The organism is Gemmobacter lanyuensis (assembly GCF_014652355.1).
Lineage (GTDB): Bacteria > Pseudomonadota > Alphaproteobacteria > Rhodobacterales > Rhodobacteraceae > Gemmobacter > Gemmobacter lanyuensis.
In genome coordinates this window covers 693,336-719,026 of the sequence record NZ_BMYQ01000001.1, presented here as the reverse complement: position 1 = coordinate 719,026, position 25,691 = coordinate 693,336, and the positions used below count along the sequence as shown (strand labels likewise).

Sequence of the window (25,691 nt, the reverse complement as noted above, 5' to 3'; positions counted from 1 at the left end):
ATTACTGGTTATGGGGCATTTTGTCGCGTAGAAACCGCGAAAGATGAACTCCCATGACCGACCAGACGCAGCCTGGCCGGTGGCTGACCATTTCGGTCTTGCTGCTGGCTGCCATGACCATCATGGCCAATGCCACGATTGCCCCCTCGCTTCCGGGGCTGAAGGCCCATTTCGCGGATGTGAGCGGCATCGACACGCTGGCGGGGCTGATCGTCACGCTGCCATCGCTGGCGATCATGCTGACGGCGGGGCTGATCGGGGCGATGGCCGACCGGGTGGACCGGCAGAAGCTGCTTCTGGCCTCGGCGCTGGCCTATGCGGTGGGGGGAACCACGGGCCTCTGGGCCGGGGATCTGTCGATGATTCTGGCGGGGCGGGTGCTGCTGGGCCTGGGCGTTGCGGGGACCATGACGCTCAGCATGGCTTGGGCGGCCGATCTTTGGCAGGGTCCGGCGCGCGCGCGCTTTCTGGGCCTGCAGGGTGCCGCCATGTCGGGTGGCGGCATCGTGGTGATGCTGGGCGGCGGGGCGCTGGCCACGCTGCACTGGCGCGGTGCCTTTGCGGTTTATGCGCTGGTGCTGCCGATTGCGATCTTTGCCTATCTGATGCTGGCCCCGCATGCCCGCGCCCGTGCCGCGAAGCAGGCCGCGGGGCGCGGGACCGCCGCCACCCGTGGCCCGACCGAGGCCTTTCCCTGGCGCGCCTATGCACTGGTCGGACCGCTGGCCTTTGTTTTCATGGCAAGCTTTTACGTCATGCCGACCCGCCTGCCTTTCCTGCTGTCCGACCTTGGGGTGCATAATGCGGCGCTGACCGGGGCGATCATGGCGTCCACCACGCTGGCCTCGATGCCGGGGGCGCTGCTTTACGGGCAGGTGCGGCGGTTCCTGTCGCCGATCGCGGTCTTTGCGCTGTCCTATCTGCTGATGGGGGCGGGCTTGATTGCGGTGTCGCAGGCGCAGGGCATCGGGATGGTGATTTTCGGCTCGCTGCTGGCGGGGCTGGGGATGGGGCCGTCGATGCCCAATTACACCACCTATTTCATGGGCTTCGTGCCACCGTCGCAGCGCGGCCGGGCCTCGGGTCTGCTGACCACGGCCTTCTTCGTGGGGCAGTTCATGTCGCCCTTGGTATCGGCGCCGCTGGTGGCGCAGTTCGGTCTGGGGGGCGCATTCGCGGCCATGGGCACCGCCCTGATGGCCCTTGGCGCGCTGATCGCCGGGATCAATGCCTTGCGCGCGGGCGGGATGCTTGCACAGGGTGCGCGCTAAGGGCGCGATGGGCTGGCCTGTGGGGGCCAGCCCGTTTTCGGTTCAGCCGTCGCTCCGGGCGGTGCTGACGATGTCGCGCATGCCGTCAAGCGGCACATAGCCGCGCACCATCGTATCCTGCACCACAAAGGTGGGCGTGCCGCTGATCTGCAGTGCAGTGCCCAGCTGGTGGTTCGCATCGATGATCGCCGCCACCTCGGGCGTCTCCATCTTGGCAAGGATCGCTGCACGGTCGAGGCCCAGCTCATCCGCCAGCGCACCCAGAGTTTCCGCCGTCGCATCGCCGCGCAGGCTGATCAGCGCATCATGGGCGCGCTTGTAGGCCTCATCCCCCGCAACCATGCGCGTTGCGATGGCGAATTTTGAAGAGATGAGCGATTCCTCACCCAGAATCGGAAACTCCTTGACGATAAAGCGGATATTGCCGTCGGTCTTCACCAGTGTCTCGATCTCTTCATAGGCCTTGCGGCAATAGCCGCACCGATAATCGAGGAATTCGACCACGGTCACATCCCCTTCGGGATTGCCGCCGACCCAGGAATTCGCATCGTTGAAGATGGCATCATGGTTGGCTTGCACCTGGGCCACTTCGTCCTTGGCGGCCTGTTCCTGCTGGCGGCTTTCCAGCACCTGCACCGCCTCCATGATCACTTCGGGGTTTTCGAGCAGATAGGCCCGGACCTCATCGCGGAAGGCGGCGCGTTCATCCTCGGTCAGGTTGGACAGATCGAAGGCCTGAGCCGGCAGGGCAAAGCCGAGCGCGAGCGCCGTGGCAGCGAGGAAGGTCTTGGTCATGCGTCTCTCCGGTTGGGCGGGCGGGAAACGCCGAAAAGACCGGGGTCGACGACCGGCCCCCGGCTTGACGCGCGCGCCCCGCCGGGCCAGTGTCGCCGCGACTTTACGGGGGCTTACATGCAGGTTTCAAGACGGGCGCTGGTCGATCCCTTCATTGTGATGGACGTGATGGAAAAAGCCCGCGCGCTTGAGGCGTCGGGGCGCAGCATCATCCATATGGAAGTGGGCCAGCCCGGCACACCCGCCCCGAAGGGCGCGCTTTCGGGGCTGACGGCGGCGATGCAGGCGGGGCCGCTGGGCTATACCGTGGCCCTGGGTCTGCCCGAGCTGCGGGCGGGGATCGCTGCCCTTTACAAGCGCTGGTATGGGGTCGATCTGAACCCCGACCGGGTGGTGGTCACGGCGGGGTCTTCGGCGGCCTTCCTGCTGGCGTTCACCGCGCTTTTCGATGCGGGGGACCGCGTCGCGCTGGGGGAGCCGGGATACCCCTCGTATCGCCAGATCCTGAAGGCGCTGAGCCTGACGGCCGTGGGCATCCCCGCATCAGAGGAAAACCGCCTGCAACCCGTCCCCGCCGATCTGGAGGGGGTGGAGATGCAGGGCCTGATCGTGGCCAGCCCCGGCAACCCGTCGGGGACCATGTTGTCGCATCGGGCGCTGTCGGACCTGATCGCCCATTGCGATCAGCGTGGCATCAAATTCGTCTCGGACGAGATCTATCACGGCCTGCATTATGGCGACCGCGCGGTCAGTGCGCTGGAAATCACCGACAATGCCTATGTGATCAACAGCTTCTCGAAATACTTCAGCATGACCGGCTGGCGCATCGGCTGGATGGTCGTGCCCGAGGATCATATCCGTGTGGTGGAACGGCTGGCGCAGAACATGTTCATCTGCCCGCCCCATGCAAGTCAGGTTGCCGCGCTCCATGCGCTCGATTGCATCGATGAGCTGGAGGCGAACCGCGCCGTCTATGCCGAAAACCGCCGTCTGATGCTGGAGGGCCTGCCCAAGGCAGGGTTCACCCGTCTGGCGCCGCCGGATGGGGCCTTCTACATCTATGCCGATGTATCCGACCTGACGGAAAATTCGCTCGACTTCGCGGCGGAACTGCTGGAACAGGCGGGGGTGGCGGTGACGCCGGGGCTGGATTTCGATCCGGTCCGGGGCGCCCGGCGGCTGCGGTTCTCCTATGCCCGCGCCACGGCCGATATCGAGGAAGGATTGCGCCGCTTGCAGGCCTATATGGCCATGCGCGGCACCAAGGGCTGAGGGGCGGCTATGTGGGCGCGGATCGTTCTGGTTCTGGCACTGATCTGGGGGGGGCTTGCTGCGGTGGCGCAAGACCTGACGGCGCTGGCGCGGCTGGTGCCCGAGGAATCGTCGATCCGGGACAGCCGTGGCGGGATCGAGGTCAGGCTTTCGCTCTCGCAGCCGGTGCCGTGGCGGGTTCGGCTTCTGGCCGATCCGCCGCGCCTTGTGATGGATTTCCGCGAGGTGGACTGGCAGGGTATCGGGCAGGTGCCGCGTGATGGCGTGGTCGATCTGCGCGCAGGCGTCTTCCGTCCCGGCTGGTCGCGGCTGGTAGCCGAACTGCCGGGGCCGATGGTCGTGGAAAGCGCGGGCATGACCACTGGCACCACCCCCCGGGTCGAAGTCACCCTGCGGCAGGCCAGTGCCGAGGAATTCGCCGCCAAGGCCCAGGCGCCCGAGCCGCCGGGCTGGGCGCTGCCCAAACCCGCCGATGTGCCCAAGGCCGAGGCGCGCCATGACGAAACCTTTGTCGTGGTGCTGGACCCCGGTCACGGAGGCATCGATCCGGGTGCCGAACGCGACGGGGTGAAAGAGGCCGATCTGGTGCTGGCCTTTGCGCGCGAGCTGAAAGAGCTGCTGCTGCGCGACGGCAATACCATCGCCGTTCTCACGCGTGAGGAAGACGTCTTTGTCCCGCTGGAAACCCGTATTTCCATCAGCCGCGCGGCGGGGGCGGATGTTTTCCTCTCGCTCCATGCCGATGCGCTGGCGGAAGGCGAGGCCGTGGGCGCCACGGTCTATACCCTGTCCGACGATGCCTCGGATCAGGCGGGCAAGGCGCTCGCCGAACGCCATGACCGCGCGGACCTGCTGGCGGGCGTCGATCTGACGGAACAGGATGACATGGTGGCCAAGGTGCTGATGGATATGGCCCGCACCGAAACCACCCCGCGCGTGGACCGGCTGGCCGATGCCTTGGTGGCCGCCATTCAGGCGCAGAACCTGCGGATGCACCGCCACCCGCGGCAAGAGGCCGGGTTTTCGGTGCTGAAATCGCCTGACATCCCTTCGGCGCTGCTCGAACTCGGGTTTCTGTCGTCGGAAAAAGACCTCGTGCGGCTGCAAGACCCGGCATGGCGCGCGAAAATGGCGGCGGCGGTGCGGGATGGGCTGCAGGCTTGGGCCAAGGACGAGGCCGCGCGCGCGGGCGTGCAGTAGGCGTGCAGTAACTGCAGATCAACTCAGCGGGAAAGCGCCCGGTTGCGGGCGCTTCGGTTTTGACCTGAGGCCGTGTTGCGCCTATATGGGGGCACGGCCGTATCGGGGGTATTCTGCGTGCTACGCTTCATCGGGTCCTTCTTCGGGGCCATCTTCACTTTGGTGACGCTTGGAATCCTGTTCGCCGCGCTGACGGTGGGCGGCGTGTTCTGGATGTATTCCCGGGATCTGCCCAGCCACGAAAGCCTCGCGCAATACAAGCCCCCGACCATCAGCCGCATCTATGACGGCGAAGGTCGCATGATCGACGAATTCGCCGAAGAACGCCGCCTGTTTACCCAGATCGAGGATGTGCCGGATCTGGTGAAACAGGCCTTCATTTCGGCCGAGGACAAGAATTTCTACACCCATCAGGGCTTTGACATCATGGGCATGGCCTCGGCCGCGCTGGATGCGGCGCGGGGTGGGCGGCTGCGGGGGGCATCGACCATTCCGCAGCAGGTGGCCAAGAACATGTTGCTGTCGGGCGACCGCACCGCCGAACGCAAGATCAAGGAACTGATCCTGTCCACCCGGCTGGTGCAGGCGCTGCCCAAGGACAAGATCCTCGAACTTTATCTGAACGAGATATATCTGGGCGCCAATTCCTATGGCGTGGTGGCGGCCGCCCAGACCTATTTCAACAAGTCGCTGGCGCAGCTGACGCCGGGCGAGGCCGCCTATCTGGCCGCCCTGCCCAAGAAACCCGCCGACCTGCACCCCGTCCGCCAATATGACGAGGCGGTGAATCGCCGGAACTATGTGCTGCGCGAGATGTGGCAAAACGGCTATCTCGACGAGGCGACCTATGAGGCGGAAAGCCGGCAAGAGCTGAAAAGTGTGCAGCGTGGTGATTACCCCGCCTTCCGCGCCACTCTGCCGCCGCGCAACTACTTCACCGATGAAATCCGCCGCCAGCTGTCCAACAGCTTTGGTGAAAAGGAATTCTTCTCGGGCGGTCTGGCGATCCGCGCGACCGTCGACCCGGACCTGCAGGCCGCCGCCGCCAAAGCGCTGCGCGCGGGGCTTGAGAAATACGACCGCGGTCAGGGCGTCTGGCGCGGCACCCGCAAGACGATTCCCGCCGACCAACTGGGCACCGAGGCCGACTGGCGCAAGGCGCTGTCCGACGTGGCCGTCCCGCGCGATATCGAAGGCTGGCATCCGGCTGTGGTGTTGGCCATGGGGGAAGAATCGGCGCGCATCGGCATCGAAGGCGTGGAGGAGGATGCAGACGGCCATTTCATTCCGGCCGAGGATGTGACCTGGGCGCGCAAGCGGCTTGCCAATGGCGAACTGGGCCGCAAGGCGCGCGTCGCCTCGGATCTGCTTGAGGTGGGGGATGTGGTGCTGGTGCGGGCCATCACCTCGGATGAGGATGGCAGCTTCCAGCGCTGGTCGCTGCGTCAGGTCCCCGAGGTGCAGGGCGCCTTCATGGCGATGGATGTCTTTTCGGGTCGCGTTCTCGCCATGCAGGGCGGCTTTTCCTATCAGGAAAGCGAACTGAACCGCGCGAGCCAGGCGATGCGCCAGCCGGGGTCGAGCTTCAAGCCCTTCGTCTATGCCGCGGCGCTGGATTCGGGCTTTACCCCCGCCACCATCGTGGTGGACGCCCCCATTGAGCTGAACACGCCGCAGGGTCTGTGGCGGCCGAAGAACGCCTCGAACAAATTCTACGGCCCGACCCCCCTGCGGACCGGGATCGAACAGTCGCGGAACCTGATGACGGTGCGGATCGCGCAGGAAATCGGGATGGATACGGTCGCGGGCTATGCCGAACGGTTCGGCGTCTACGACCGGCTGCAACCCTTCCTATCGAATGCGCTGGGGTCGCAGGAAACCACGCTGTTCCGCATGGTCGCCGCCTATTCGATGCTGGCCAATGGCGGCGAGCGGGTGGAGCCGACGCTGGTGGACCGCGTGCAGGACCGCTACGGCAAATCGGTCTATCGCCATGACCTGCGCGATTGCGTGGAATGCGCGGCGCCGTCTCTCGCACCGGGGCAGGCGCCCAAGATCACCTCAAGCCGCGAGCGCGTGATCGATCCGATCACCGCCTATCAGATCACCTCGATGATGGAAGGCGTGGTGCTGCGCGGCACCGCCCAGGGCATCAACCTGCCGGTGCCAGTGGCGGGCAAGACCGGGACGACGAATGACGCGAAAGACGTCTGGTTCATCGGCTTCACCTCGAACATCGCGGCGGGCTGCTATATCGGCTATGACAATCCGCGCACGCTGGGCGGCAAGGCCACAGGCGGCGGACTTTGTGGCCCGGTGTTTGAAAGCTTCATGCGGACCGCGATCAAGAAATATGGTGGCGCTGAATTCAAGGTGCCGCCGGGCGGCTATTTCGCCAAGATCGACCGGTTCACCGGCGCGCGCCTGCCCGAAGACGCTTCAGGCCCGAATGTGATTTCGGAATATTTCCGCGAAGGTCAGGATTCGGCCTTTGACGGCATGATGGTCGATGGCGGCTTTGCCATGGGGGAAAACCTGCCGCTCTTTGCCGCCGGGGAAACCGATGGCGGGGCGCAGGTGACCACGGCCGATGGCGAAACCAAGGTCATCCCCAAGAAGGCCGATTTCGGCACCCTGTCCTCGGGCGGCCTCTACTGACCAAGCCTGCGCCGCCGGTCTTGCCCGGCGGCCCTTCAGCGGGTATCACCCGCGCCAACCCTATTGTTCCGACGGAAAGACGAGCCCGATGCGCGCCGAGACCCAGAACCAAGCTGATGCCATCCGCAAGTCGCTGGCGCTGTTGGCGCAGCGCATGGATTATGAAACCGCGCCGCACCGGCTCGAAGAATTCAACGCCATGATCGAGGATCCGAACCTCTGGAACGATCCCGCCAAGGCACAAAAGCTGATGCGTGAGCGTCAGATGCTCATGGATGCGGTCGGCACCTACAAGATGATCGACAGCGGGTTGCGCGACAACCTGGAACTGATCGAGCTGGGTGAGGCCGAGGGCGATGCCGAGATCGTGGCCGAGGCCGAGGGCGCGATCAAGGCGCTGGTCGAAACCGCGCGTGAAAAGGAACTTGAGGCGCTGCTCGATGGCGAGGCCGACGGCAACGATACCTTCCTTGAAATCAACGCGGGTGCCGGTGGCACCGAAAGCTGCGACTGGGCCAGCATGCTGGCGCGGATGTATACCCGCTGGGCCGAAAAGAAGGGCTACAAGGTCGAGCTGCAGTCGATTTCCGAAGGGGAAGAGGCGGGCATCAAATCGGTCGCCTACAAGATCAGCGGGCCGAATGCCTATGGCTGGCTCAAGTCGGAATCGGGTGTGCATCGTCTGGTCCGCATTTCGCCTTATGACAGCGCGGCGCGGCGGCATACCTCGTTCAGCTCGGTCTGGGTTTACCCGGTTGTGGACGACAATATCGAGATCGAAGTCCTGCCGCATGAAATCCGGATTGATACCTACCGCTCATCCGGTGCCGGTGGGCAGCACGTGAACACCACCGACTCGGCCGTGCGGATCACCCACCTTGCCACCGGCATCGTGGTGACCAGTTCGGAAAAGTCGCAGCACCAGAACCGCGATATCGCCATGAAGGCGCTGAAATCGCGGCTGTACCAAATGGAGCTGGACAAGCGGAATGCCGCGATCAACGCCGCCCATGAAGCCAAGGGCGATGCGGGCTGGGGCAACCAGATCCGGTCCTATGTGTTGCAGCCCTATCAGATGGTGAAGGATCTGCGGACCGGGGTTGAAACCTCGGATACCGACGGGGTGCTGAATGGCGATCTGGACCGCTTCATGCAGGCGACGCTGGCGATGGATGTAGCGGGCAAATCCCGCGCCGAGGCAATGGCCGACGATTGATCGGGCCGGTCCCTGGTTTGCAGGGCCGCCCATCGGGCGGCTTTTGCTTTTGTGAATGATCCCGGCAAAGATACATCTTTGTTCCTGCAATTTCCTGCGCTTAACCTGTCCGAAAGAGGGAGGACAGAATGTCGCAGATCGAGACCGCGCCGCCCGCGGTCCCCGAAATCAATACCGTCCGCTTTTCCGACCTGACCGCCAGCCTGCGGGCCGGCTGGCATGACCTGCGCCGCGCGCCGCTATACGGCTTTGGCTTTTCGCTGGTCTATGTGTTGGGCGGGCTGCTGATCGTCTGGGCGCTGACGGCCAAGGGGCAGCTCTGGTGGACGCTGCCCGCGAGCGCGGGCTTTCCCATTCTGGGGCCGTTCATTGCCTGCGGGTTTTACGAAATCTCGCGCCGCCTGGCCGCGGGCGAGGGGCTGGATTGGCGCGGCATCGCGGGTGTGATCTTCCGGCAGAAGGACCGGCAGATCCCGTCGATGGCTGCGGTGATCGTGATTTTCTTCCTGTTCTGGAATTTCCTCGCGCATATGATCTTTGCGCTGTTCCTTGGCACGGCGACGCTGACCAATGTGACCTCCTCGCTCGAAACCTTCACCACGGGGTCAGGGGCGATGATGCTTCTGGTGGGCAGCGGGGTGGGGGCGGTCTTTGCGACGCTGCTCTTTTCCCTGACGGTCGTCAGCCTGCCGCTGCTTCTGGACCGGGAGGTGGATTTTGTGACTGCGATGCTGACCAGCTTTGCGCTGGTGCAGGCCAATCCGGTGGTGATGCTGGCTTGGGGGGTGCTGATTGCCGTGGCGCTGTTTGCGGCGATGCTGCCCTGGTTTCTGGGCCTTTTCATCGTGCTGCCGCTGTTTGGCCATGCCACCTGGCATCTCTATCGCCGGGCGCTGTCATAATGAAAAAGGGCGCCCGAGAGGGCGCCCTGCATTGGGTATGGGCGGATCAGCCGATCATTCGGCCTTGGGCGCCGCCAGTGCCTTGACGCCATTCAGCGGATCGTCCTGACGCTGGACCGAGCCTTCGAAATGTGCGCCGCTTTCGATGGCAATGGTCTTGTGGATGATGTCGCCCTCCACCCGCGCGGTCGAGGTGAGACGCACCTTCAGGCCACGCACGCGGCCGATGACACGGCCATTGACCACGATATCGTCGGCCACGATCTCGCCGCGGATGGTGGCGGTTTCACCGACGGTCAGCAGATGGGCGCGGATATCGCCTTCGACCGTGCCTTCGACCTGGATGTCGCCGGTGGTCTTGAGATTGCCGACCACCGTCAGATCCGACGACAGGACCGAAGCATTCGGCTTGGCCTTGACGGCAGAGGCGGCAAAATCCATCGCGGGTTTCGTGGCAGGAAGTTCCGGGGCCTTCAGCTTGTCCGCATCAACTTGCTTCGGGCCGGGTTCATTGATTCTGCTTTTAGAAAACATCGCTTGCTGCCTTGATAAAGGTCATCGGGTTGACCGGGCGGCCACCGACATGAACCTCATAGTGAAGGTGGGTGCCGGTAGACCGGCCTGAATTGCCCATATCACCGATCCGGTCGCCACGCGATACTTTTTGACCGACCGAGACATGGATTTCGGAAAGGTGACCATACAAAGTGCTGACCCCAAAGTCATGGCGGATCTTCACCATGCGGCCATAACCATTGGCCCAGCCTGCCTCGATGACGGTGCCGTCAGCGGTTGCTTCGATGGGGGTTCCGTAAGCGCCGGCGAAATCCAGCCCCTCATGCATGCGGCGGCCGCGGCCCGTGGGGTCGTCGCGGGTGCCGAAGCCCGAGGTGAACCGATAGCGACCCGAGGGAATCGGGTTGGCAAAAGGTGTTTTCACGGCGGCCAGACGATACATGTTCATCCGGTCGAGGCCCTGAAGAATGGTATTCGCGCGGGCTTCATCGGGGGTCAGGATGCCACCCTTGGTCGAAATGATCGGTGTCATCGGGCCACCTTGTCCCGAATAGCCGCGCCGCACCTGATCCAGCAGATCGTCGGGTGACAGACCAGCTGCACGGAACATGCGGTCCAGCGGCTCCATCGAGACGGTGACGGCTTCTTCGAGGCGGGCGAAAATCGCGTCGTTGCGCAGCTGCAATTCCTGCTTGGCGCGCAGCGTATTTGCGGCTTCGTTGCGGGCCGCATCGGCCATCTTCACCATTTCGTCGCGCTCACGTGCCGTGGCCCCAAGGGCGCCGGACATGATTTCCAGCGTGGCCACGGCGTCCCGCGCGCGGCCAAGTTCGGTGCTGGGGGCGCCGGCCTGCGCGGTCAGCGCAAGGGTCGCCCGGTCGGCAGCGGCGCGGGCCTCATCGCGTTCGCGGATGGTGCGGCGCAGGGTGTTCTGGATCACGTCGATGCCGGTTTCCAGTTCCTTGCGGCGATCTTCGGATTCCAGCAGCCGGGCCTGCATCTTGCTGACCTCGGCCAGCGCAAGGTTGAAGCGTTCCTGCGCGCGCGAGGCTTCTTCCGCCCGCAGGTCACGGTCGTTCGACAGGCCGGTCAGGCGTTCCTCGAACAGGGCTTGCTGAACGCCCGCCTGATCTTCGTCAGACCCGGCCGAGATGCTGTCCATGACCACGATCGACGAGGCGAAGATCGTCCAGACCAGCATGCCCGCGCCCACCACCAGCACAAGCGCCTGCGTGCCGGGCCGCAGCCGGATGAACCGTGTCGCCGAATCCGACTTCAGAAACAGCCGCTGCTCGGGCAGCACGGTTTCAAGCTTGGCATGGATCCGGTAGGCAAGGCGCGTCAGCACGTGTCGATTTTCCCTTTTGCCGGGAACCGCCCCAAGGTCGGAGGCGTTCCCGCTTTTTCAGAGGGTGGGCAGTCGTCCATCTTCCGGGCAAGTGCTTAAAGGTCAGCCGGGGGTGGCCGCAACTGTTTTGGTTTGGCACGGGCAGAGAGTCGCACAACGCCAGATTGATTCGGCAAGTTCCTGCCGATCAATCGCCCGTGTCCCCATCGGCAAGGGGCCAATAGAAATCGGGCGGCAGCCCTGCTTCGGCCCGCTTTTCTTCGTTGAACGGGGGTTTCAGGGCGCCGTGGAAATAGCGGCGGACAAGGTCATGGAACACCTCTTTCGGGTCCAGCCCGTCACGTCCGCAAAGCCAGTTGAACCATTTCGACCCATAGGCGACATGGCCCACCTCTTCGGCATAGATCACCTCCAGCGCGGCCAGGGCCTGCGCCTCATTGGCCTTGCGGAACAGGTCGATCATGCCCGGGGTGACATCCAGCCCCCGCGCCTCAAGCACCATGGGCACCACGGCAAGGCGGCCAAACAGGTCATCGACCGTATCCTCTGCCGCGCGCCACATACCGGCATGGGCGGGCAGGGCGCCATAGTGGCTGCCCATCGCCTCAAGACAGTCACTGATCAGGGTGAAGTGGTTCGATTCCTCGGCCGCGGCCTTGACCCAGTCGTCATAGAACCCCAGCGGCATCGGCACATGGCCAAAGCGGGCGATGATGTCCCAATGCAGGTCGACGGCGTTCAGTTCGATATGCGCCACCGCATGCAAAAGCGCGATGCGCCCCTGCGGCGATCCGGGCCTGCGGCGCGGTACGTCGCGGGGGTGCAGCAGTTCGGGGCGGGCCGGGCGCGCGGGGTGCAGGGGCGGTGCGGCCGTGCCAACGGCCAGCGGCGTGCCCGCCGCGCGGGCGGCAAACCAGGCTTCGGCGTGCCGTTTCGACACCGCGCATTTCGCGCGCCCGTCGGCGGTCGTCAAAACCTCGACCGCCATCTCCGCCAGTGTTGTCATAGCGCCTTCGCTGCCTCCAGAACCTCTTGGGCATGGTTCGCCACCGAAACCTTGCGCCATTCGCGTGCGACCTTGCCGTCGGCATTGATCAGGAAAGTGGAGCGTTCGATGCCCATGTAGGTCTTGCCATACATGCTTTTCTCGACCCAGGTACCGAAATCCTCGCAGGCGGTGCCAGTCTCATCCGACACAAGCGCGATGCCGAGGCTGTGCTTCTTGACGAATTTGTCGTGCTTCTTGACCGGGTCTTTCGAAATGCCGATGACCACGGCGCCTGCGGCGGCAAAATCAGCGGCGCGGGCGGTGAAATCCAGCGCCTCGGTGGTGCAGCCGGGGGTGTCATCCTTGGGGTAGAAATACAGCACCACCTTCTGACCCCGCAGGGCAGAAAGCGTGATTTCGCCGCCGCCGTCGCGGGGCAGCGTGAAATCGGGGGCGGGGTGTCCTTGCAGCGCGGTCATTGGCGGCTCCTTGCCAAAATGGTGAAGGTGCTTGGGGTTTTAGTTGCCTTCAGGCAAAGATAAAGGCAAGCCCGCGCGAAAAGACGCGGTGCAGTGCGGTGGATCGGTCGGCCAGACCGGCCCCGGCGCGGATAGGCAGTGGTTGATGGACGAGCGGCAGAGCGAGACGGAACGGGCAGGGCGGCCGAGACGCCGCCTGCGGCGCACCGCGCGCGTTTCGCTTTGGTTGATCGCGTCACTTGTCTTTCTGGCTCTGGTGGCGGGGTTCGGTGTTCTGGCGCTGAGCGGCAAGCCCCTGCGTCTGCCGGTCTGGGCTGTGGCCGAGGCCGAGGCGCGGCTGAACGCCCGGATGCCGCTGCGCGACCTGTCGGTCGCAATCGAGACGGTCGAGGTCATGGTGGACAGCGGCTGGGTGCCGCGGCTGCGGCTCGAAAATCTCTCGATCAACCGCAAGACCGGCGGTGCGCTGCTGCGCCTGCCCGAAGCGCGGGTGGCCTTTGATGCGGCCAGCCTGTTGCGGGGGGCGGTGCGTCCATCATCGGTGGTGATCGCGGGGGCCTCGGTCCGGCTGCGGCGCGACGCGCAAGGGCGGTTCGATCTGGATCTGGGCGGCGGGGCACCGCTGCGCGATCTGGGGGCCTTCCCCGATCTTCTGGACCGGGTGGATGCCGTCTTTGCCCGGCCCGAGCTTGCCACGCTTCAAGAGGTGACGGTCGAGGCGCTGTCGCTGACGCTGGACGATCAGCGCGCCGGGCGCGTCTGGCAGATTGGTGATGGCCGCCTTGCACTGATCAACACCACGGATGAGGTGAAGGCCCAGCTCGGCTTCATGCTGGACAGCGAAGGTCGTGATCCGGCGCAGGCGCTTTTGTCGGTGGCGACCCGGAAGGATTCGTCCGGGGCGCGGCTGCGCGTCACGGTGGACGGGGTCGAGGCGCGTGACATCGCGGCCCAGGCGCCGGTGCTGGGTTTTCTGGCCGCGCTGGATGCGCCGATTTCCGGCAAGCTGATCACGGGTCTTGCCCCGGATGGTCATGTGGCCATGGTCGAGGGGGCCTTGGCGGTCGGGGCCGGGGCGGTGCAGCCCAACCCCGAAGCCCGCCCGATTCCCTTTGAAGGCGCCCAGATCGCGCTGGATTTCGATCCTGTGACGGAACGCATCGCCCTGACCGCGCTTGAGGTTCAGAGCCGCTCGCTCCGGCTCCGGGCCACGGGGCATGTTGATGTGCCGGGGGTCAATGTTGTGCGCCCCGAGGCCTTCCTGGGCCAGATCGCCTTTTCCGAGGTCATGGTGGACCCGGAGGGCTTGTTCACCGAACCGGTCCGGTTCGGGCAAGGGGCCCTGGACATGCGGCTCCGGCTTGATCCCTTCCGGATCGAGGTGGGCCAGTTCACCCTGCAAGAGGACGGCCGCCGGATCGAGGCCCGCGGCACTGCCGAGGCGGATGCCCGCGGATGGCGGCTTGCGGTGGATCTGGCGCTGAACGAGATCGCCCATGACCGGCTGCTTGCGCTTTGGCCCGTGTCGGCGGTGCCCAAGACCCGCAGCTGGTTGGCTGAAAATGTGCAAGAGGGGCTGCTGCGCGACGTCAAGGCGGCGCTGCGTCTGGAACAGGGGGGCGAGCCGCGCTTTTCGCTGGGATATGATTTCAGCGATGCCGATGTTCGCTTCATCAAGACCCTTCCGCCGATCCGCAATGGATCGGGCTATGCCACGATCGAAGGGCAAAGCTATACGATGGTGCTGGACGCAGGCCAGATCACCCCGCCCAAGGGGGGCAGCATCGACATGGCAGGGTCGGTCTTTTCGGTGCTGGATATTCTGCAGAAACCCGCGCAGGCCGAAATCCGGCTGAAGACGAAATCGACCCTGACGGCCGCGCTGTCGCTGCTGGATGAAAAGCCCTTCAACTTTCTGACCAAGGCCGGGCGTCCGGTCGAGCTGGGCGAGGGCCGGGCCGAGGTGTCGGCGGTGCTGCGGCTGCCGCTGGTGAAGAAGGTGCTGCCGCAGGATGTGTCCTACCGGGTCGAGGGCGTGCTGCAGGACGTGCGGTCGGATGTGCTGGTGCCGGGGCGGGTGCTGACCGCGGCGCAGCTGTCGCTGCTGGCCACGCCCGCGGGGCTGGAGATTTCCGGCCCCGGAGCCATCGGCGCGGTGCCTTTCGAGGCGATCTACCGGCTGCCCTTTGGCAAAGCGGCGCAGGGCCGTTCCGCGGTGTCCGGCACGGTCGAACTTTCACCCCGCGCGATTGATGAATTCCGCATCGCCCTGCCCAAGGGCGCGGTGAAGGGCGCGGGCAAGGGGCAGTTCACGCTGGACCTGCCCAAGGGGGCGCCGGCCGTGCTGACCCTGACCTCGGACCTGTCGGGGCTGGAGCTTGCGGTGCCGCAGATCCTTTGGCGCAAGGGGGCGGGCACACGCGGGACGCTGGATCTGACGGCGCGTCTGGGCAAACCCGTGGCGGTGGAGCGGCTGCGCCTTGCCGCGCCCGGTCTGACGGCCGAGGGGCGTGTCACCCTGCGCGAGGATGGCCAGCTTGAGCGCATCAGCCTGACGCGGGCCGAGGTGGCCGACTGGTTCAAGGGGCCGATTGATCTGATCGGACGCGGCAAGGGCCGTGCCGTGGGGCTTGAGGTGCGGGGCGGCACGCTGGATCTGCGGCGGATACCCGATGCCATGGGCGGCGCCACGACCGGGGCCGAGGATGACGGCCCCATCACCGCCCGGCTGGACCGGGTGCAGATCACCGAGAGCATCGCCCTGACCGGCCTGAACGGCAGTTTCGCCACCCGCGGTGGCTTCAACGGCAGTTTCGAGGCCACGCTGAACGGGCAGGCGCCGCTGCGGGGCACGCTGGTGCCCTCCAAGGCGGGGACGGCGGCGCGCATCACCTCGGGTGATGCCGGGGGGGTGCTGGCGGCGGCGGGCATCTTCAGCAAGGCACGCGGCGGCATTCTGGACCTGCAACTTCTGCCGTTGGGGCCGCGCGGCCATTACCGTGGCACCGCCCGGGCCGAGGCCTTCCGTGTACGCAACGCGCCGGTCTTGGCCGAGCTTCTCTCTGCCATTTCTGTGGTGGGGATTCTTGAACAGATGAACGGCAGCGGGCTGGTCTTTACCGAGGGTGACGCCCAATTCACCCTTTCGCCCGCGGGGGTCGAGATTCACCGCGGGGCGGCGGTGGGCCTGTCGATGGGCGTCTCGATGGCGGGCACCTATGATGCGCGCAACAAGCGGCTGAACCTACAGGGCGTGATCTCGCCCATCTACCTTCTGAACGGCATCGGCGCGGCGCTGACACGGCGGGGCGAGGGGTTGTTCGGCTTCAACTACACCATTGGCGGCACCTCGGACCGGCCGGATGTCGGGGTGAACCCCCTGTCGATCCTGACGCCCGGGATGTTCCGTGAAATCTTCCGCCGCCCGGTGCCCAGTCTGCAGGAGCAGGGATGAAACTTTCCGATTTCGATTTCCATCTGCCGGAAGAGCTGATCGCAACCCGGCCCGCCAAGCCCCGGTCCTCGGCCCGGCTTCTGGTGGCCGAAGGCGATGTGATCCGGGATCGCCATGTCTTTGATCTGGTGAATGAATTTCAGCCCGGTGACCGGCTGGTGCTGAACAATACGAAGGTCATTCCCGCGCGGCTGAACGGCCAGCGCTGGCGCGACAGCGCGCAGGGCCGGGTGGTCGCCAAGGTCGAGGTCACGCTTCTTGAGCCGACCGCCGCGGGGGGCTGGCGCGCGCTGGCCAAGCCGCTGCGGAAGGTGCTGCCGGGCGAGATCATCGTCTTTTCCGACCAGCTTTCGGCCGAGGTCAGCCACAAATCCGAAACCGAGCTGGAGCTGCAGTTCAACCTGACCGGCCCCGATTTCGATGCCGCCCTGGCCGAGGCCGGGGATATGCCCCTGCCGCCCTACATTGCCGCCAAACGCGCCCCCGATGCGCAGGACCGCGACGATTACCAGACCGTCTTTGCCCGCCATTCCGGCGCGGTGGCCGCGCCTACGGCCAGCCTGCATTTCGATGCCGAGCTGCTTCAGGCGCTGCGCGCGCGCGGCGTGCAGTTCACCGAGGTGACGCTGCATGTGGGCGCGGGCACCTTCCTGCCGGTGAAGGTCGATGACGTGACGACCCACCGCATGCACGCCGAATGGGGCGAGGTCACGCCCGAGGCCGCCGCCGCCATCAACGCGACCAAGGCCGCGGGCGGGCGGGTAATCCCGGTCGGCACCACGGCGCTGCGGCTGATTGAAAGTGCGGCGCGGGACGGGCAGCTGCATGGCTGGCGCAGCACGACCGACATCTTCATCTATCCGGGATTCCAGTTCCAGATCACCGATGCGCTGATGACCAATTTCCACCTGCCCAAATCGACGCTCCTCATGCTTGTCTCGGCGCTGATGGGGCGCGACCGGATGCTGCGGGTCTATGACCATGCGGTGCAATCGGGCTATCGCTTCTTCAGCTATGGCGACGCCTCGCTGCTGATCCCGTAAGGGCATCGTTCGCGACGCGGGTCTTGTCGTTTATATCCTTTGGGGCAGGCGCGGCTCTGATAGACTGACGTCAGAAATATTCGGAGATTCCAATGCTCAAGGTCATCGCCATGTCCTGGCCGCTGCTGCTGGGTGTCATGATGCTCATGGTCGGGAACGGCATGCAGGGGTCCCTGCTGGGCATTCGTGGCACGCTGGAGGGGTTCGCCACCTTCGAGCTGTCGGTGGTGATGTCGGCCTATTTCGCGGGCTTCCTGTTCGGGTCGCTGACGGTGCCTGCGATGATCCGCAGGGTTGGACATGTGCGGGTCTTTGCGGCACTGGGGTCACTGATTTCGGCGGTGCTGGTCGTCTATCCCGTGGCACCGGACTGGCTTGTCTGGTCGGCGCTGCGGATGCTGAGCGGGTTCTGCTTCTGCGGGGTTTATATCACCGCCGAAAGCTGGCTGAACAACACCGCCACCAACGAAACCCGCGGGCAGGCGCTGTCGGCCTATATGATCGTGCAGATGATCGGCATCATCAGCAGCCAAGTGTTGCTCAACGTCGATGAACCGACAAGCTTCACGCTGTTCGTGATCCCTTCGGTTCTGGTGAGTCTGGCCTTCATGCCGCTGCTTTTGGCCGACACCCCGGCGCCGACCTTTGAGACGATCCGGCGGCTGAGCTTTCCGGCCCTCTGGCGCATTTCGCCCTTGGGCTGCATGGGCATGCTGCTGACCGGTGCGATCTTTGCCGCGATGTTCGGCATGTCATCGGTCTGGGGGGCGATGGCGGGGCTGACGGTGGCGCAGATCTCGACCTTCGTGGGGGCGATGTATGTGGGCGGGCTGGTGTTGCAATATCCGATCGGCTGGCTGTCTGACCGGCGCGACCGGCGCGGGCTGATCCTGTGGCTTTCAGTGGCAGCGGCGGTGGTCATGCTGGTTGCAGCCGTTCTCCCGCTGCCCTTCGTGCTGCTGCTGCCGGTGGCCATGGTGCTGGGCGGGATCACCAACCCGCTCTATTCGCTGCTCATTGCCTATACCAATGACTTCCTGAAGAAAGAGGAGATGGCCGGCGCCTCTTCGGGCCTTTTGTTCCTGAACGGTCTGGGCGCGATCTTCGGGCCGCTGGCGACCGGCTGGGTGATGGAACGGATCGGGCCGCGCGGGTTTTTCCTGTTCATCGCCGTGAACTTTGTGGCCCTGGCCGCCTATGCAGCCTGGCGGATGACGCGGCGCGCCGCGCCCGGTGTCAGCGGCACCTTCGCCACCGTGTCGCCCTCTGCCTCGGCGCTGGCGGTGGGGATGGTGATGGAGGAGGCGGATGAAGGACCGCCCCAAGGCCGCGACTGAGCCCATGCAAAAGGCCGGTGCATACACCGGCCTTTTTGATTTCAGCTGCCCCTTGGGATCAGAAATCGATGCGGCGATAGAAGGGGGTGACCTCGGTCACCGTGTCGCCAAAGACCTGACGGGCGCGCTGGGTCGGCACGTCGCGGCGCACGAGCAATGCATCGCCTTCGTGCCAATCGGACGGGATGCAGACATCGCGCACATCATTCAGCGTTTGCAAGGCCTCGATCACGCGGATGGTTTCCGAGATCGACCGGCCCACGAAGCGCGGGTATTCAAAGACCAGGCGCACCCGCAGCTGCGGGTCGATGATGTAGGATTTGCGCATCACCTCGCCGCCCGGATCCTTGGCGCTTTGCCAGCCGCAATAGCGGGCCAGCTCGCCACCCTGATCCTCGATCATCGGCAGGTCGAACGACACTTCGAAGGCGCGTTCCAGCTCGCGTTTCCACATGTGCAGATCGATCCGCGGCATGGGCGAGATGGCGATGTTGCGCACATCCAGCGCGTCGAAATCAAGCGCGTGGTGGGCGATGCCCAGAACCTCGGAGGTGCCGACCGGACCGAAGGCATCGGGCATCGAGAACAGATGCACCCAATGGCCCTTGGCCCAGTCATGGAATTGAAGCTGCCCCTGGGTCGAGGGCGCGATGAAATCAGGGAAAACATCGCCCACGCCCGGCGGCCGATGGGTTTCGGGCCGTTCGTTCACATCGAACCAGAATTCGTCCAGCGGCGTGAGATGCGGCTGCAGATCGTCGTCGGGGACGAAAGAGCGCCCGGTCCGGGCTATGCGCAGACGTGAGAACATCTTGCCACCTTTGAATAAGTTGGAAGCGCGAAGCCCCTGTGCCCTGAGTGTAGGCTTTGGGCACGCGCGGCGGTATGTTCTTAAAGTCGATTTTCCCACCGATCTTGGTATCTGGCCCATCCGAAATGCGGTGTAACATTTTGCAAAAGATGCCATGCATGGGATGCAAGGGGGCAGGGCGTCGCTGCGCTGCCACAAGACTTGCCCGGTGGAAACGGGTAGTTTAATATCAAACTATTTTCCAGAGGGAGGAAATGATGGCCGCCAAGAGTTTTGATGTGATCGTGATCGGCGCAGGCCCCGGGGGCTATGTGGCCGCCATCCGCGCCGCACAGCTGGGCAAGAGCGTCGCGATCGTGGAGCGTGAGCATCTGGGCGGGATCTGCCTCAACTGGGGCTGCATTCCGACGAAGGCTCTGCTGCGCTCGGCCGAGGTGTTCCATCTCATGCATCGCGCCAAGGAATTCGGTCTGGCCGCGACGGGGATTTCCTATGACCTGAACGCCGTCGTGGCGCGATCGCGCGGCGTGGCCAAACAGCTGTCGGGCGGCATCGGCCATCTGATGAAGAAGAACAAGGTCACCGTTTTCATGGGCGCGGCGACGCTGCCCGCCAAGGGCAAGGTCACCGTCACCTCTGAAAAGGGTGTCGAGGAGCTGACGGCGCCTGCGATCATTCTGGCGACCGGGGCGCGGGCGCGCGAGCTGCCGGGGCTTGAGGCCGATGGCGATCTGGTCTGGACCTACAAGCACGCGCTGCAGCCCAAGCGGATGCCGAAGAAGCTGCTCGTGATCGGGTCGGGCGCGATCGGGATCGAATTTGCCAGCTTCTTCAACACGCTAGGCGCCGACGTCACCGTCTGCGAGGTGATGGACCGCGTGCTGCCGGTGGAAGATGCCGAGATCAGCGCCTTTGCCAAGAAGGCCTTCGTCAAGCAGGGGATGAAGATCCTCGAAAAGACCACGGTCAAGAAACTGGACCGCAAGCCCGGCGTCGGCGTGACGGCGCATCTCGAATCGAACGGCAAGACCGAGACGGCCGAATTCGACACCGTGATTTCCGCGGTGGGGATCGTGGGCAATGTCGAAAACCTGGGGCTTGAGGCGCTTGGCGTCAAGATCGACCGCACCCATGTGGTGACGGATGAATATTGCCGCACCGGGGTTGAGGGGCTTTATGCGATCGGCGATATCGCGGGTGCCCCCTGGCTTGCCCACAAGGCCAGCCATGAAGGTGTCATGGTGGCCGAGCTGATCGGCGGTCTGCACCCCCATGCCATCAAGCCCAATTCGATTGCGGGCTGCACCTATTGCCATCCGCAGGTCGCCTCGGTCGGGCTGACCGAGCAGAAGGCCAAGGATGCAGGCTATACCGTCAAGGTCGGCCGCTTCCCCTTCATCGGCAATGGCAAGGCCATCGCGCTGGGGGAATCGGAAGGCATGATCAAGACCGTCTTCGATGCCAAGACCGGCGAATTGCTGGGCGCGCATATGGTGGGCGCCGAAGTGACCGAGCTGATCCAGGGCTATGTCGTGGGGCGCAGCCTTGAGACGACCGAAGAAGACCTGATGAACACCGTCTTCCCGCATCCGACGCTGAGCGAGATGATGCATGAGGCGGTGCTGGATGCCTATGGGCGCGCCCTGCATATCTGAGGCAAGGGAGGGGGCTGTCTGCCCCCTCTGAGCCTGCGGCTCATTCACCCCCGAGGATATTTTCAGACAGAAAATCGGGGGTGAATGCGACAGCATCTGTCGGGAATGGCGCGGCGCGGGCGAGTTGTTCGGGATAAGTCGGGGGAATGCGGCAGGTTTCCCCCCTTTGGATCGTGCTGGCGCTTTGGGCCGCGGGTCTGGGCGCTGCGGCGCAATTCGGCAAGGCTTCGCTGAGCTTTGATCTCCTCGCACCGGCGTGGCCGGGGGCGGGGCCGACGGCTTTGGGGCTGTTCGTGTCGATTGTTGGGGTGCCGGGGCTGATACTGGGCACGACCGCGGGGATTTTCGTGCAGGCGGCGGGCTATCGGCGGGTTCTGGTAGGGGCGCTGGCGATGGGGGCGGTGCTCTCCGCTTTGCAGGCGCTGGTGCCGCCGCTGGCCGTCATGCTGGTTTTGCGGGTGATCGAGGGGCTCAGCCATCTGGCGGTGGTGGTGGCGGCGCCGGTGCTGATTGCGCAGGTGACGCCGGTCGCGCGGCAGGGGCTGGCCATGTCGCTTTGGTCGAGTTTCTTCGGGGTGACCTATACGCTGCTGGCGATCTTTGGCCGGCCCTTGGCCGAGGCAGCAGGGCCGGGGGCGCTGTTTCTGGCCCATGCCGGCTATATGGCGGTTCTGGCGCTGGTCTTGTGGCAGGTCTTGCCGCGTGGGATCGGTGGGGCTGCGGAGGCCCTGCCGCGGTGGGGCGCGGTGCTACGGCAGCATCGTCGCATCTATGCCTCGGCCCGTGTGGCGGCGCCCGCCTTTGGGTTTTTTTGCTACACGATCACCTATGTCGCGGTGTTGACCCTGCTGCCGCCGTTTCTGGGCGGGGCTTTGCAGGTGCAATTGGCGCTGTGGATGCCGCTGGTGTCGATCATCGTCTCGTTGACGCTGGGGGTTTGGCTGCTGGGGCGGCTGGCTGCGGTGCGGGTGGTGATGCTTGGCTTTTTCTGGGCTGCGGGGATGGCGCTGGGGCTTTGGTTCGTCTGGGGGCAGGCGATCTGGGTGCTGGGTCTGAGTCTCGGTCTCGCCGGGGCGCTGGGGTTGGTACAGGGGGCGAGCTTTGCGGCCATTCCGCAGCTGAATGCGGCACCGGGGGACCGGGCGCAGGCGGCGGGGGCGGTGGCGCAGCTGGGCAATCTGGGCACCACCACCGGGACGCCGCTGTTGGCCCTGATCCTGGCGGATCAGGGCGAGGCGGGGCTGGTGGGATTTGTCATCGGCTTTGCGCTGTTGGGCATTGTCCTGCATCTGTGGCAGGGATGGCGGCGCGGTCAGATGCGTTCGACCTGACCGCCGCCCGAGACCCAGGCGCCAAAGCCGCCGAGGTTGTAGACCTCGGCATAGCCGAAGGCGAGCAGGGCCTCGGCCGCCATGGCAGAGCGCCCGCCCGCCGCGCAGTAGAGGCAGACCGGCCGGTCCGGGGCGAGGCCCGCCGGCAGTTCCCCCGCCTTCGGGTTCAGACGGGTTTGCACGGTGGCAAGCGGCACATGCAGCGCGCCTGCGGCCTTGCCGCTCGATTTCAGTTCCGAGATGTCGCGCACGTCGATCAGGGTCAGCTCCCCCCTGGCGGCGCGGGCGATGGCATCCGCCGGGGCGATGGGCTGCACGCGCGGGCCCGAGGATTTGAGGAAGTTGAACATGGCAGCACCTCTGTGATGGATATGCATTCATATAATTGAATGTATTTGGATTGCAAGATCGGGGTTCTTGGCCGCAAAGATTTGCGCGGAAATCCGTCGCCAATGACATTTGTTCATCAAATGTTCATGTATTGCGGTTGGAGACTCAGCGCAAATGCCCTAGATCTGACGCGGAGAAACCCGGGGGCGGTCATGGCCGAGCAGAAGTTCATCGAGGTGCGCGGGGCGCGCGAGCACAATCTGAAAGGCGTGGACCTCGACATTCCTCGCGACAAGCTGGTGGTGATCACGGGTCTGTCGGGGTCGGGGAAATCCTCGCTTGCCTTCGACACGATCTATGCCGAGGGCCAGCGTCGTTATGTCGAAAGCCTGTCGGCCTATGCGCGGCAGTTTCTGGACATGGCGGGGAAGCCGGATGTCGATCACATCTCGGGCCTGAGCCCGGCGATTTCGATCGAGCAGAAGACCACCTCGAAAAACCCGCGTTCGACCGTGGGGACGGTGACCGAAATCTATGACTATCTGCGCCTGCTGTTCGCCCGCGTCGGCACGCCCTATAGCCCGGCCACGGGTCTGCCGATCCATGCGATGCAGGTGCAGGACATGGTTGATGCGGTGCTGGCGATGGAGGAGGGCACGCGGGCCTATCTGCTGGCCCCCATCGTGCGCGACCGGAAGGGCGAATACCGCAAAGAGTTTCTGGAGCTTCGCAAGCAGGGCTTCCAGCGTGTGAAGGTCGATGGCCAATTCTATGATCTGGATGAGCCGCCGACGCTGGACAAGAAATTCCGCCATGACATTGACGTGGTGGTGGATCGGATCGTCGTGCGCGGCGATATCGCGACCCGGCTGGCCGACAGCTTCCGCACCGCGCTCGACCTCGCCGAGGGGATCGCGATTCTGGAAACCGCGCCCAGCGAGGGAGAGCCCGAGCGTCGCACTTTCAGCGAGAAATTCGCCTGTCCGGTGTCGGGCTTCACCATTCCGGAAATCGAGCCGCGGCTCTTTTCCTTCAACGCGCCGCTGGGCGCCTGCCCGGTTTGTGATGGGCTGGGGTCCGAGCTCTTCTTTGACGAACGGCTGGTGGTGCCGGATCAGAACCTGACGCTGGCGCAGGGGGCGATTGCGCCTTGGGCGAAATCGAAATCGCCCTATTTCCTGCAGACCATCGAGGCGCTGGCCAAGCACTATGGCTTTGACAAGAAGAAGAAATGGAAGGATCTGCCCGATGCGGTGAAGGCGGTCTTCCTGCGCGGTTCGGGCGGGGAAGAGATCGAATTCCGCTATGATGAGGGCGGGCGCGTCTATCAGGTGAGCCGCGTGTTTGAGGGCGTCATCCCGAATATGGAGCGGCGGTATCGCGAAACCGACAGCGCCTGGTCGCGCGAAGAGATGGAGCGCTATCAGAACAACCGCCCCTGCCATGCCTGCGGGGGCCACCGGCTGAAGCCCGAGGCACTGGCCGTTAAGATCGCCGGTCAACATATTGGCGAGATTGTCAAACTTTCGATCCGCGAGGCCTATGACGCCATCGAGCGCGTGCCGCCGACGCTGGGCAAGCAGAAGAACGAAATCGCGGGTCCGATTCTGAAGGAAATCCGTGAACGTCTTGGATTCCTTGTGAATGTCGGGCTCGACTACCTGACGCTGTCGCGCAATGCCGGCACGCTGTCTGGTGGGGAAAGCCAGCGCATCCGTCTGGCAAGCCAGATCGGTTCGGGGCTGACAGGGGTGCTTTATGTGCTGGATGAGCCGTCCATCGGCCTGCACCAGCGCGATAACGACCGCTTGCTGACGACGCTGAAGGGGCTGCGGGATCAGGGCAATTCAGTCCTCGTGGTGGAGCATGACGAGGATGCGATCCGCGAGGCGGACTATGTCTTTGACATTGGCCCCGGCGCCGGGGTGCATGGCGGGCGCGTGGTCGCCCATGGTACGCCGGAGCAGATCGCAACCGATCCGGCCAGCCTGACCGGGCAATATCTGAGCGGCGCGCGTGAGATCAGCGTGCCAAAGCAGCGCCGGGTCGGAAACGGGAAAACCCTTTCTGTCGTCGGGGCTTCTGGGAACAACCTCAAGAATGTTTCGGCCGATTTTCCGCTGGGCAAGTTTGTCTGTGTCACAGGCGTGTCAGGGGGCGGCAAATCCACCCTGACCATCGAGACGCTGTTCAAGACGGCGGCCATGCGCCTGAACGGCGCGCATGAAACGCCCGCACCCTGCGAGACGATCAAGGGGTTCGAACATCTCGACAAGGTCATCGACATCGACCAACGCCCTATCGGGCGTACGCCGCGGTCAAACCCGGCGACCTACACCGGCGCTTTCACCCCGATCCGGGACTGGTTCTCGGGCCTGCCCGAAGCGAAGGCGCGCGGCTATAACGCCGGGCGGTTCAGCTTCAACGTCAAGGGCGGGCGTTGCGAGGCCTGTCAGGGCGATGGCGTCATCAAGATCGAGATGCACTTCCTGCCGGATGTTTACGTCACCTGTGAGACCTGCAAGGGGCAGCGATACAATCGTGAGACGCTGGAAATAAAATTCAAGAACAAGAGCATAGCCGACGTTCTTGATATGACGTGTGAAGATGCGCGCGAGTTTTTCTCGGCTGTGCCTTCGATCCGCGACAAGATGGAGGCCCTGTGTCAGGTGGGCCTTGGCTATATCAAGGTCGGCCAACAGGCGACCACGCTGTCGGGCGGTGAGGCGCAGCGGGTGAAGCTGTCGAAAGAGCTGAGCCGCCGGGCGACGGGCCGTACGCTTTACATTCTGGACGAGCCGACCACGGGCCTGCATTTCGAGGATGTGCGGAAGCTTCTCGAGGTGCTGCACGAGCTGGTCGAACAGGGCAATACGGTGGTGGTGATCGAACACAATCTCGACGTGATCAAGACTGCCGACTGGATCATCGACATTGGCCCGGAAGGCGGCGATGGCGGCGGGCAGATCGTGGCGACCGGTACGCCCGAGGATGTGGCGAAAGTCGCGGCCAGCCATACGGGCCGCTATCTTGGCCCGCTGCTGAAGCCGCGCAAGAGGGTCGCGGCGGAGTGATCCGCCGCGCC

Annotated in this window: 19 protein-coding genes; 12 read left to right on the top strand and 7 right to left on the bottom strand. The window is 64.6% G+C overall.

Features of this window, described 5'->3' with window-relative positions:
* Window positions 1-53 precede the first annotated feature (53 nt).
* Window positions 54-1,271 (top strand): MFS transporter, encoded by a 1,218-nt coding sequence (locus IE101_RS03460; RefSeq protein ID WP_189632382.1) that lies wholly within the window; start codon window positions 54-56, stop codon window positions 1,269-1,271.
* Window positions 1,272-1,313: 42 nt separating this feature from the next.
* Here IE101_RS03460 and IE101_RS03455 read toward each other — a convergent pair whose 3' ends face one another.
* Window positions 1,314-2,066 carry a DsbA family protein gene (locus IE101_RS03455; protein WP_189632381.1) on the bottom strand — a complete coding sequence of 251 codons (753 nt, stop codon included), beginning with the start codon at window positions 2,064-2,066 and terminating at the stop codon, window positions 1,314-1,316.
* 117 nt (window positions 2,067-2,183) lie between these two features.
* On the opposite strand from IE101_RS03455, the gene IE101_RS03450 reads away from it, so the two are divergent.
* The 5 genes from IE101_RS03450 to IE101_RS03430 all read left to right on the top strand — a co-directional run bounded on the left by IE101_RS03450 (window position 2,184) and on the right by IE101_RS03430 (window position 9,314).
* Window positions 2,184-3,338 carry a pyridoxal phosphate-dependent aminotransferase gene (locus IE101_RS03450; RefSeq protein WP_189632380.1) on the top strand — a complete coding sequence of 385 codons (1,155 nt, stop codon included), beginning with the start codon at window positions 2,184-2,186 and terminating at the stop codon, window positions 3,336-3,338.
* Window positions 3,339-3,347: 9 nt separating this feature from the next.
* Window positions 3,348-4,538, top strand: coding sequence for an N-acetylmuramoyl-L-alanine amidase (locus IE101_RS03445; RefSeq protein WP_189632379.1), 1,191 nt, complete (start codon window positions 3,348-3,350; stop codon window positions 4,536-4,538).
* A 117-nt stretch (window positions 4,539-4,655) separates the two neighbouring features.
* Window positions 4,656-7,196, top strand: coding sequence for a penicillin-binding protein 1A (locus IE101_RS03440; protein ID WP_189632378.1), 2,541 nt, complete (start codon window positions 4,656-4,658; stop codon window positions 7,194-7,196).
* Between the two features lie 88 nt (window positions 7,197-7,284).
* A complete protein-coding gene (gene prfB, locus IE101_RS03435) occupies window positions 7,285-8,412 on the top strand; it encodes a peptide chain release factor 2 (protein ID WP_189632377.1) in 1,128 nt (375 codons plus the stop codon).
* A 128-nt stretch (window positions 8,413-8,540) separates the two neighbouring features.
* Entirely contained in the window at window positions 8,541-9,314 is a 774-nt protein-coding gene (locus IE101_RS03430; protein WP_189632376.1) for a DUF2189 domain-containing protein, read from the top strand.
* Between the two features lie 54 nt (window positions 9,315-9,368).
* Here IE101_RS03430 and IE101_RS03425 read toward each other — a convergent pair whose 3' ends face one another.
* The 4 genes from IE101_RS03425 to bcp form a co-directional block, all read right to left on the bottom strand.
* Window positions 9,369-9,848, bottom strand: coding sequence for a bactofilin family protein (locus tag IE101_RS03425; RefSeq protein ID WP_189632375.1), 480 nt, complete (start codon window positions 9,846-9,848; stop codon window positions 9,369-9,371).
* On the bottom strand, window positions 9,838-11,178 hold the full coding sequence (locus IE101_RS03420; RefSeq protein ID WP_189632374.1) for a DUF5930 domain-containing protein: 1,341 nt from the start codon (window positions 11,176-11,178) through the stop codon (window positions 9,838-9,840). Before IE101_RS03420 ends, IE101_RS03425 begins: the two co-directional genes overlap by 11 nt.
* 187 nt (window positions 11,179-11,365) lie before the next feature.
* A complete protein-coding gene (locus IE101_RS03415; RefSeq protein WP_189632373.1) occupies window positions 11,366-12,184 on the bottom strand; it encodes a ferritin-like domain-containing protein in 819 nt (272 codons plus the stop codon).
* Window positions 12,181-12,645 carry a thioredoxin-dependent thiol peroxidase gene (bcp, locus tag IE101_RS03410; RefSeq protein ID WP_189632372.1) on the bottom strand — a complete coding sequence of 155 codons (465 nt, stop codon included), beginning with the start codon at window positions 12,643-12,645 and terminating at the stop codon, window positions 12,181-12,183. Before bcp ends, IE101_RS03415 begins: the two co-directional genes overlap by 4 nt.
* 145 nt (window positions 12,646-12,790) lie before the next feature.
* Between bcp and IE101_RS03405 the strand changes: the two genes are divergently transcribed.
* From IE101_RS03405 to IE101_RS03395, 3 genes are all read left to right on the top strand, one after another.
* Entirely contained in the window at window positions 12,791-16,099 is a 3,309-nt protein-coding gene (locus IE101_RS03405) for a YhdP family protein (protein WP_189632371.1), read from the top strand.
* Window positions 16,096-17,142, top strand: coding sequence for a tRNA preQ1(34) S-adenosylmethionine ribosyltransferase-isomerase QueA (gene queA, locus IE101_RS03400; RefSeq protein WP_189632370.1), 1,047 nt, complete (start codon window positions 16,096-16,098; stop codon window positions 17,140-17,142). The genes IE101_RS03405 and queA overlap by 4 nt, the downstream gene beginning before the upstream one ends.
* 92 nt (window positions 17,143-17,234) lie before the next feature.
* Window positions 17,235-18,479, top strand: a complete 1,245-nt coding sequence (locus tag IE101_RS03395; RefSeq protein ID WP_189632369.1) for an MFS transporter — start codon at window positions 17,235-17,237, stop codon at window positions 18,477-18,479.
* Window positions 18,480-18,537: 58 nt separating this feature from the next.
* Here IE101_RS03395 and IE101_RS03390 read toward each other — a convergent pair whose 3' ends face one another.
* A complete protein-coding gene (locus IE101_RS03390; RefSeq protein WP_189632368.1) occupies window positions 18,538-19,290 on the bottom strand; it encodes a redoxin domain-containing protein in 753 nt (250 codons plus the stop codon).
* Between the two features lie 257 nt (window positions 19,291-19,547).
* Between IE101_RS03390 and lpdA the strand changes: the two genes are divergently transcribed.
* Window positions 19,548-20,945, top strand: a complete 1,398-nt coding sequence (gene lpdA / locus IE101_RS03385; protein ID WP_189632367.1) for a dihydrolipoyl dehydrogenase — start codon at window positions 19,548-19,550, stop codon at window positions 20,943-20,945.
* 146 nt (window positions 20,946-21,091) lie between these two features.
* Window positions 21,092-22,276 (top strand): MFS transporter, encoded by a 1,185-nt coding sequence (locus tag IE101_RS03380; protein WP_189632366.1) that lies wholly within the window; start codon window positions 21,092-21,094, stop codon window positions 22,274-22,276.
* Here IE101_RS03380 and IE101_RS03375 read toward each other — a convergent pair.
* Window positions 22,258-22,626 (bottom strand): rhodanese-like domain-containing protein, encoded by a 369-nt coding sequence (locus IE101_RS03375; RefSeq protein WP_189632365.1) that lies wholly within the window; start codon window positions 22,624-22,626, stop codon window positions 22,258-22,260. The genes IE101_RS03380 and IE101_RS03375 overlap by 19 nt on opposite strands.
* Before the next feature lie 192 nt (window positions 22,627-22,818).
* Between IE101_RS03375 and uvrA the strand changes: the two genes are divergently transcribed.
* Window positions 22,819-25,680, top strand: coding sequence for an excinuclease ABC subunit UvrA (gene uvrA / locus IE101_RS03370; RefSeq protein WP_189632364.1), 2,862 nt, complete (start codon window positions 22,819-22,821; stop codon window positions 25,678-25,680).
* Window positions 25,681-25,691 lie beyond the last annotated feature (11 nt).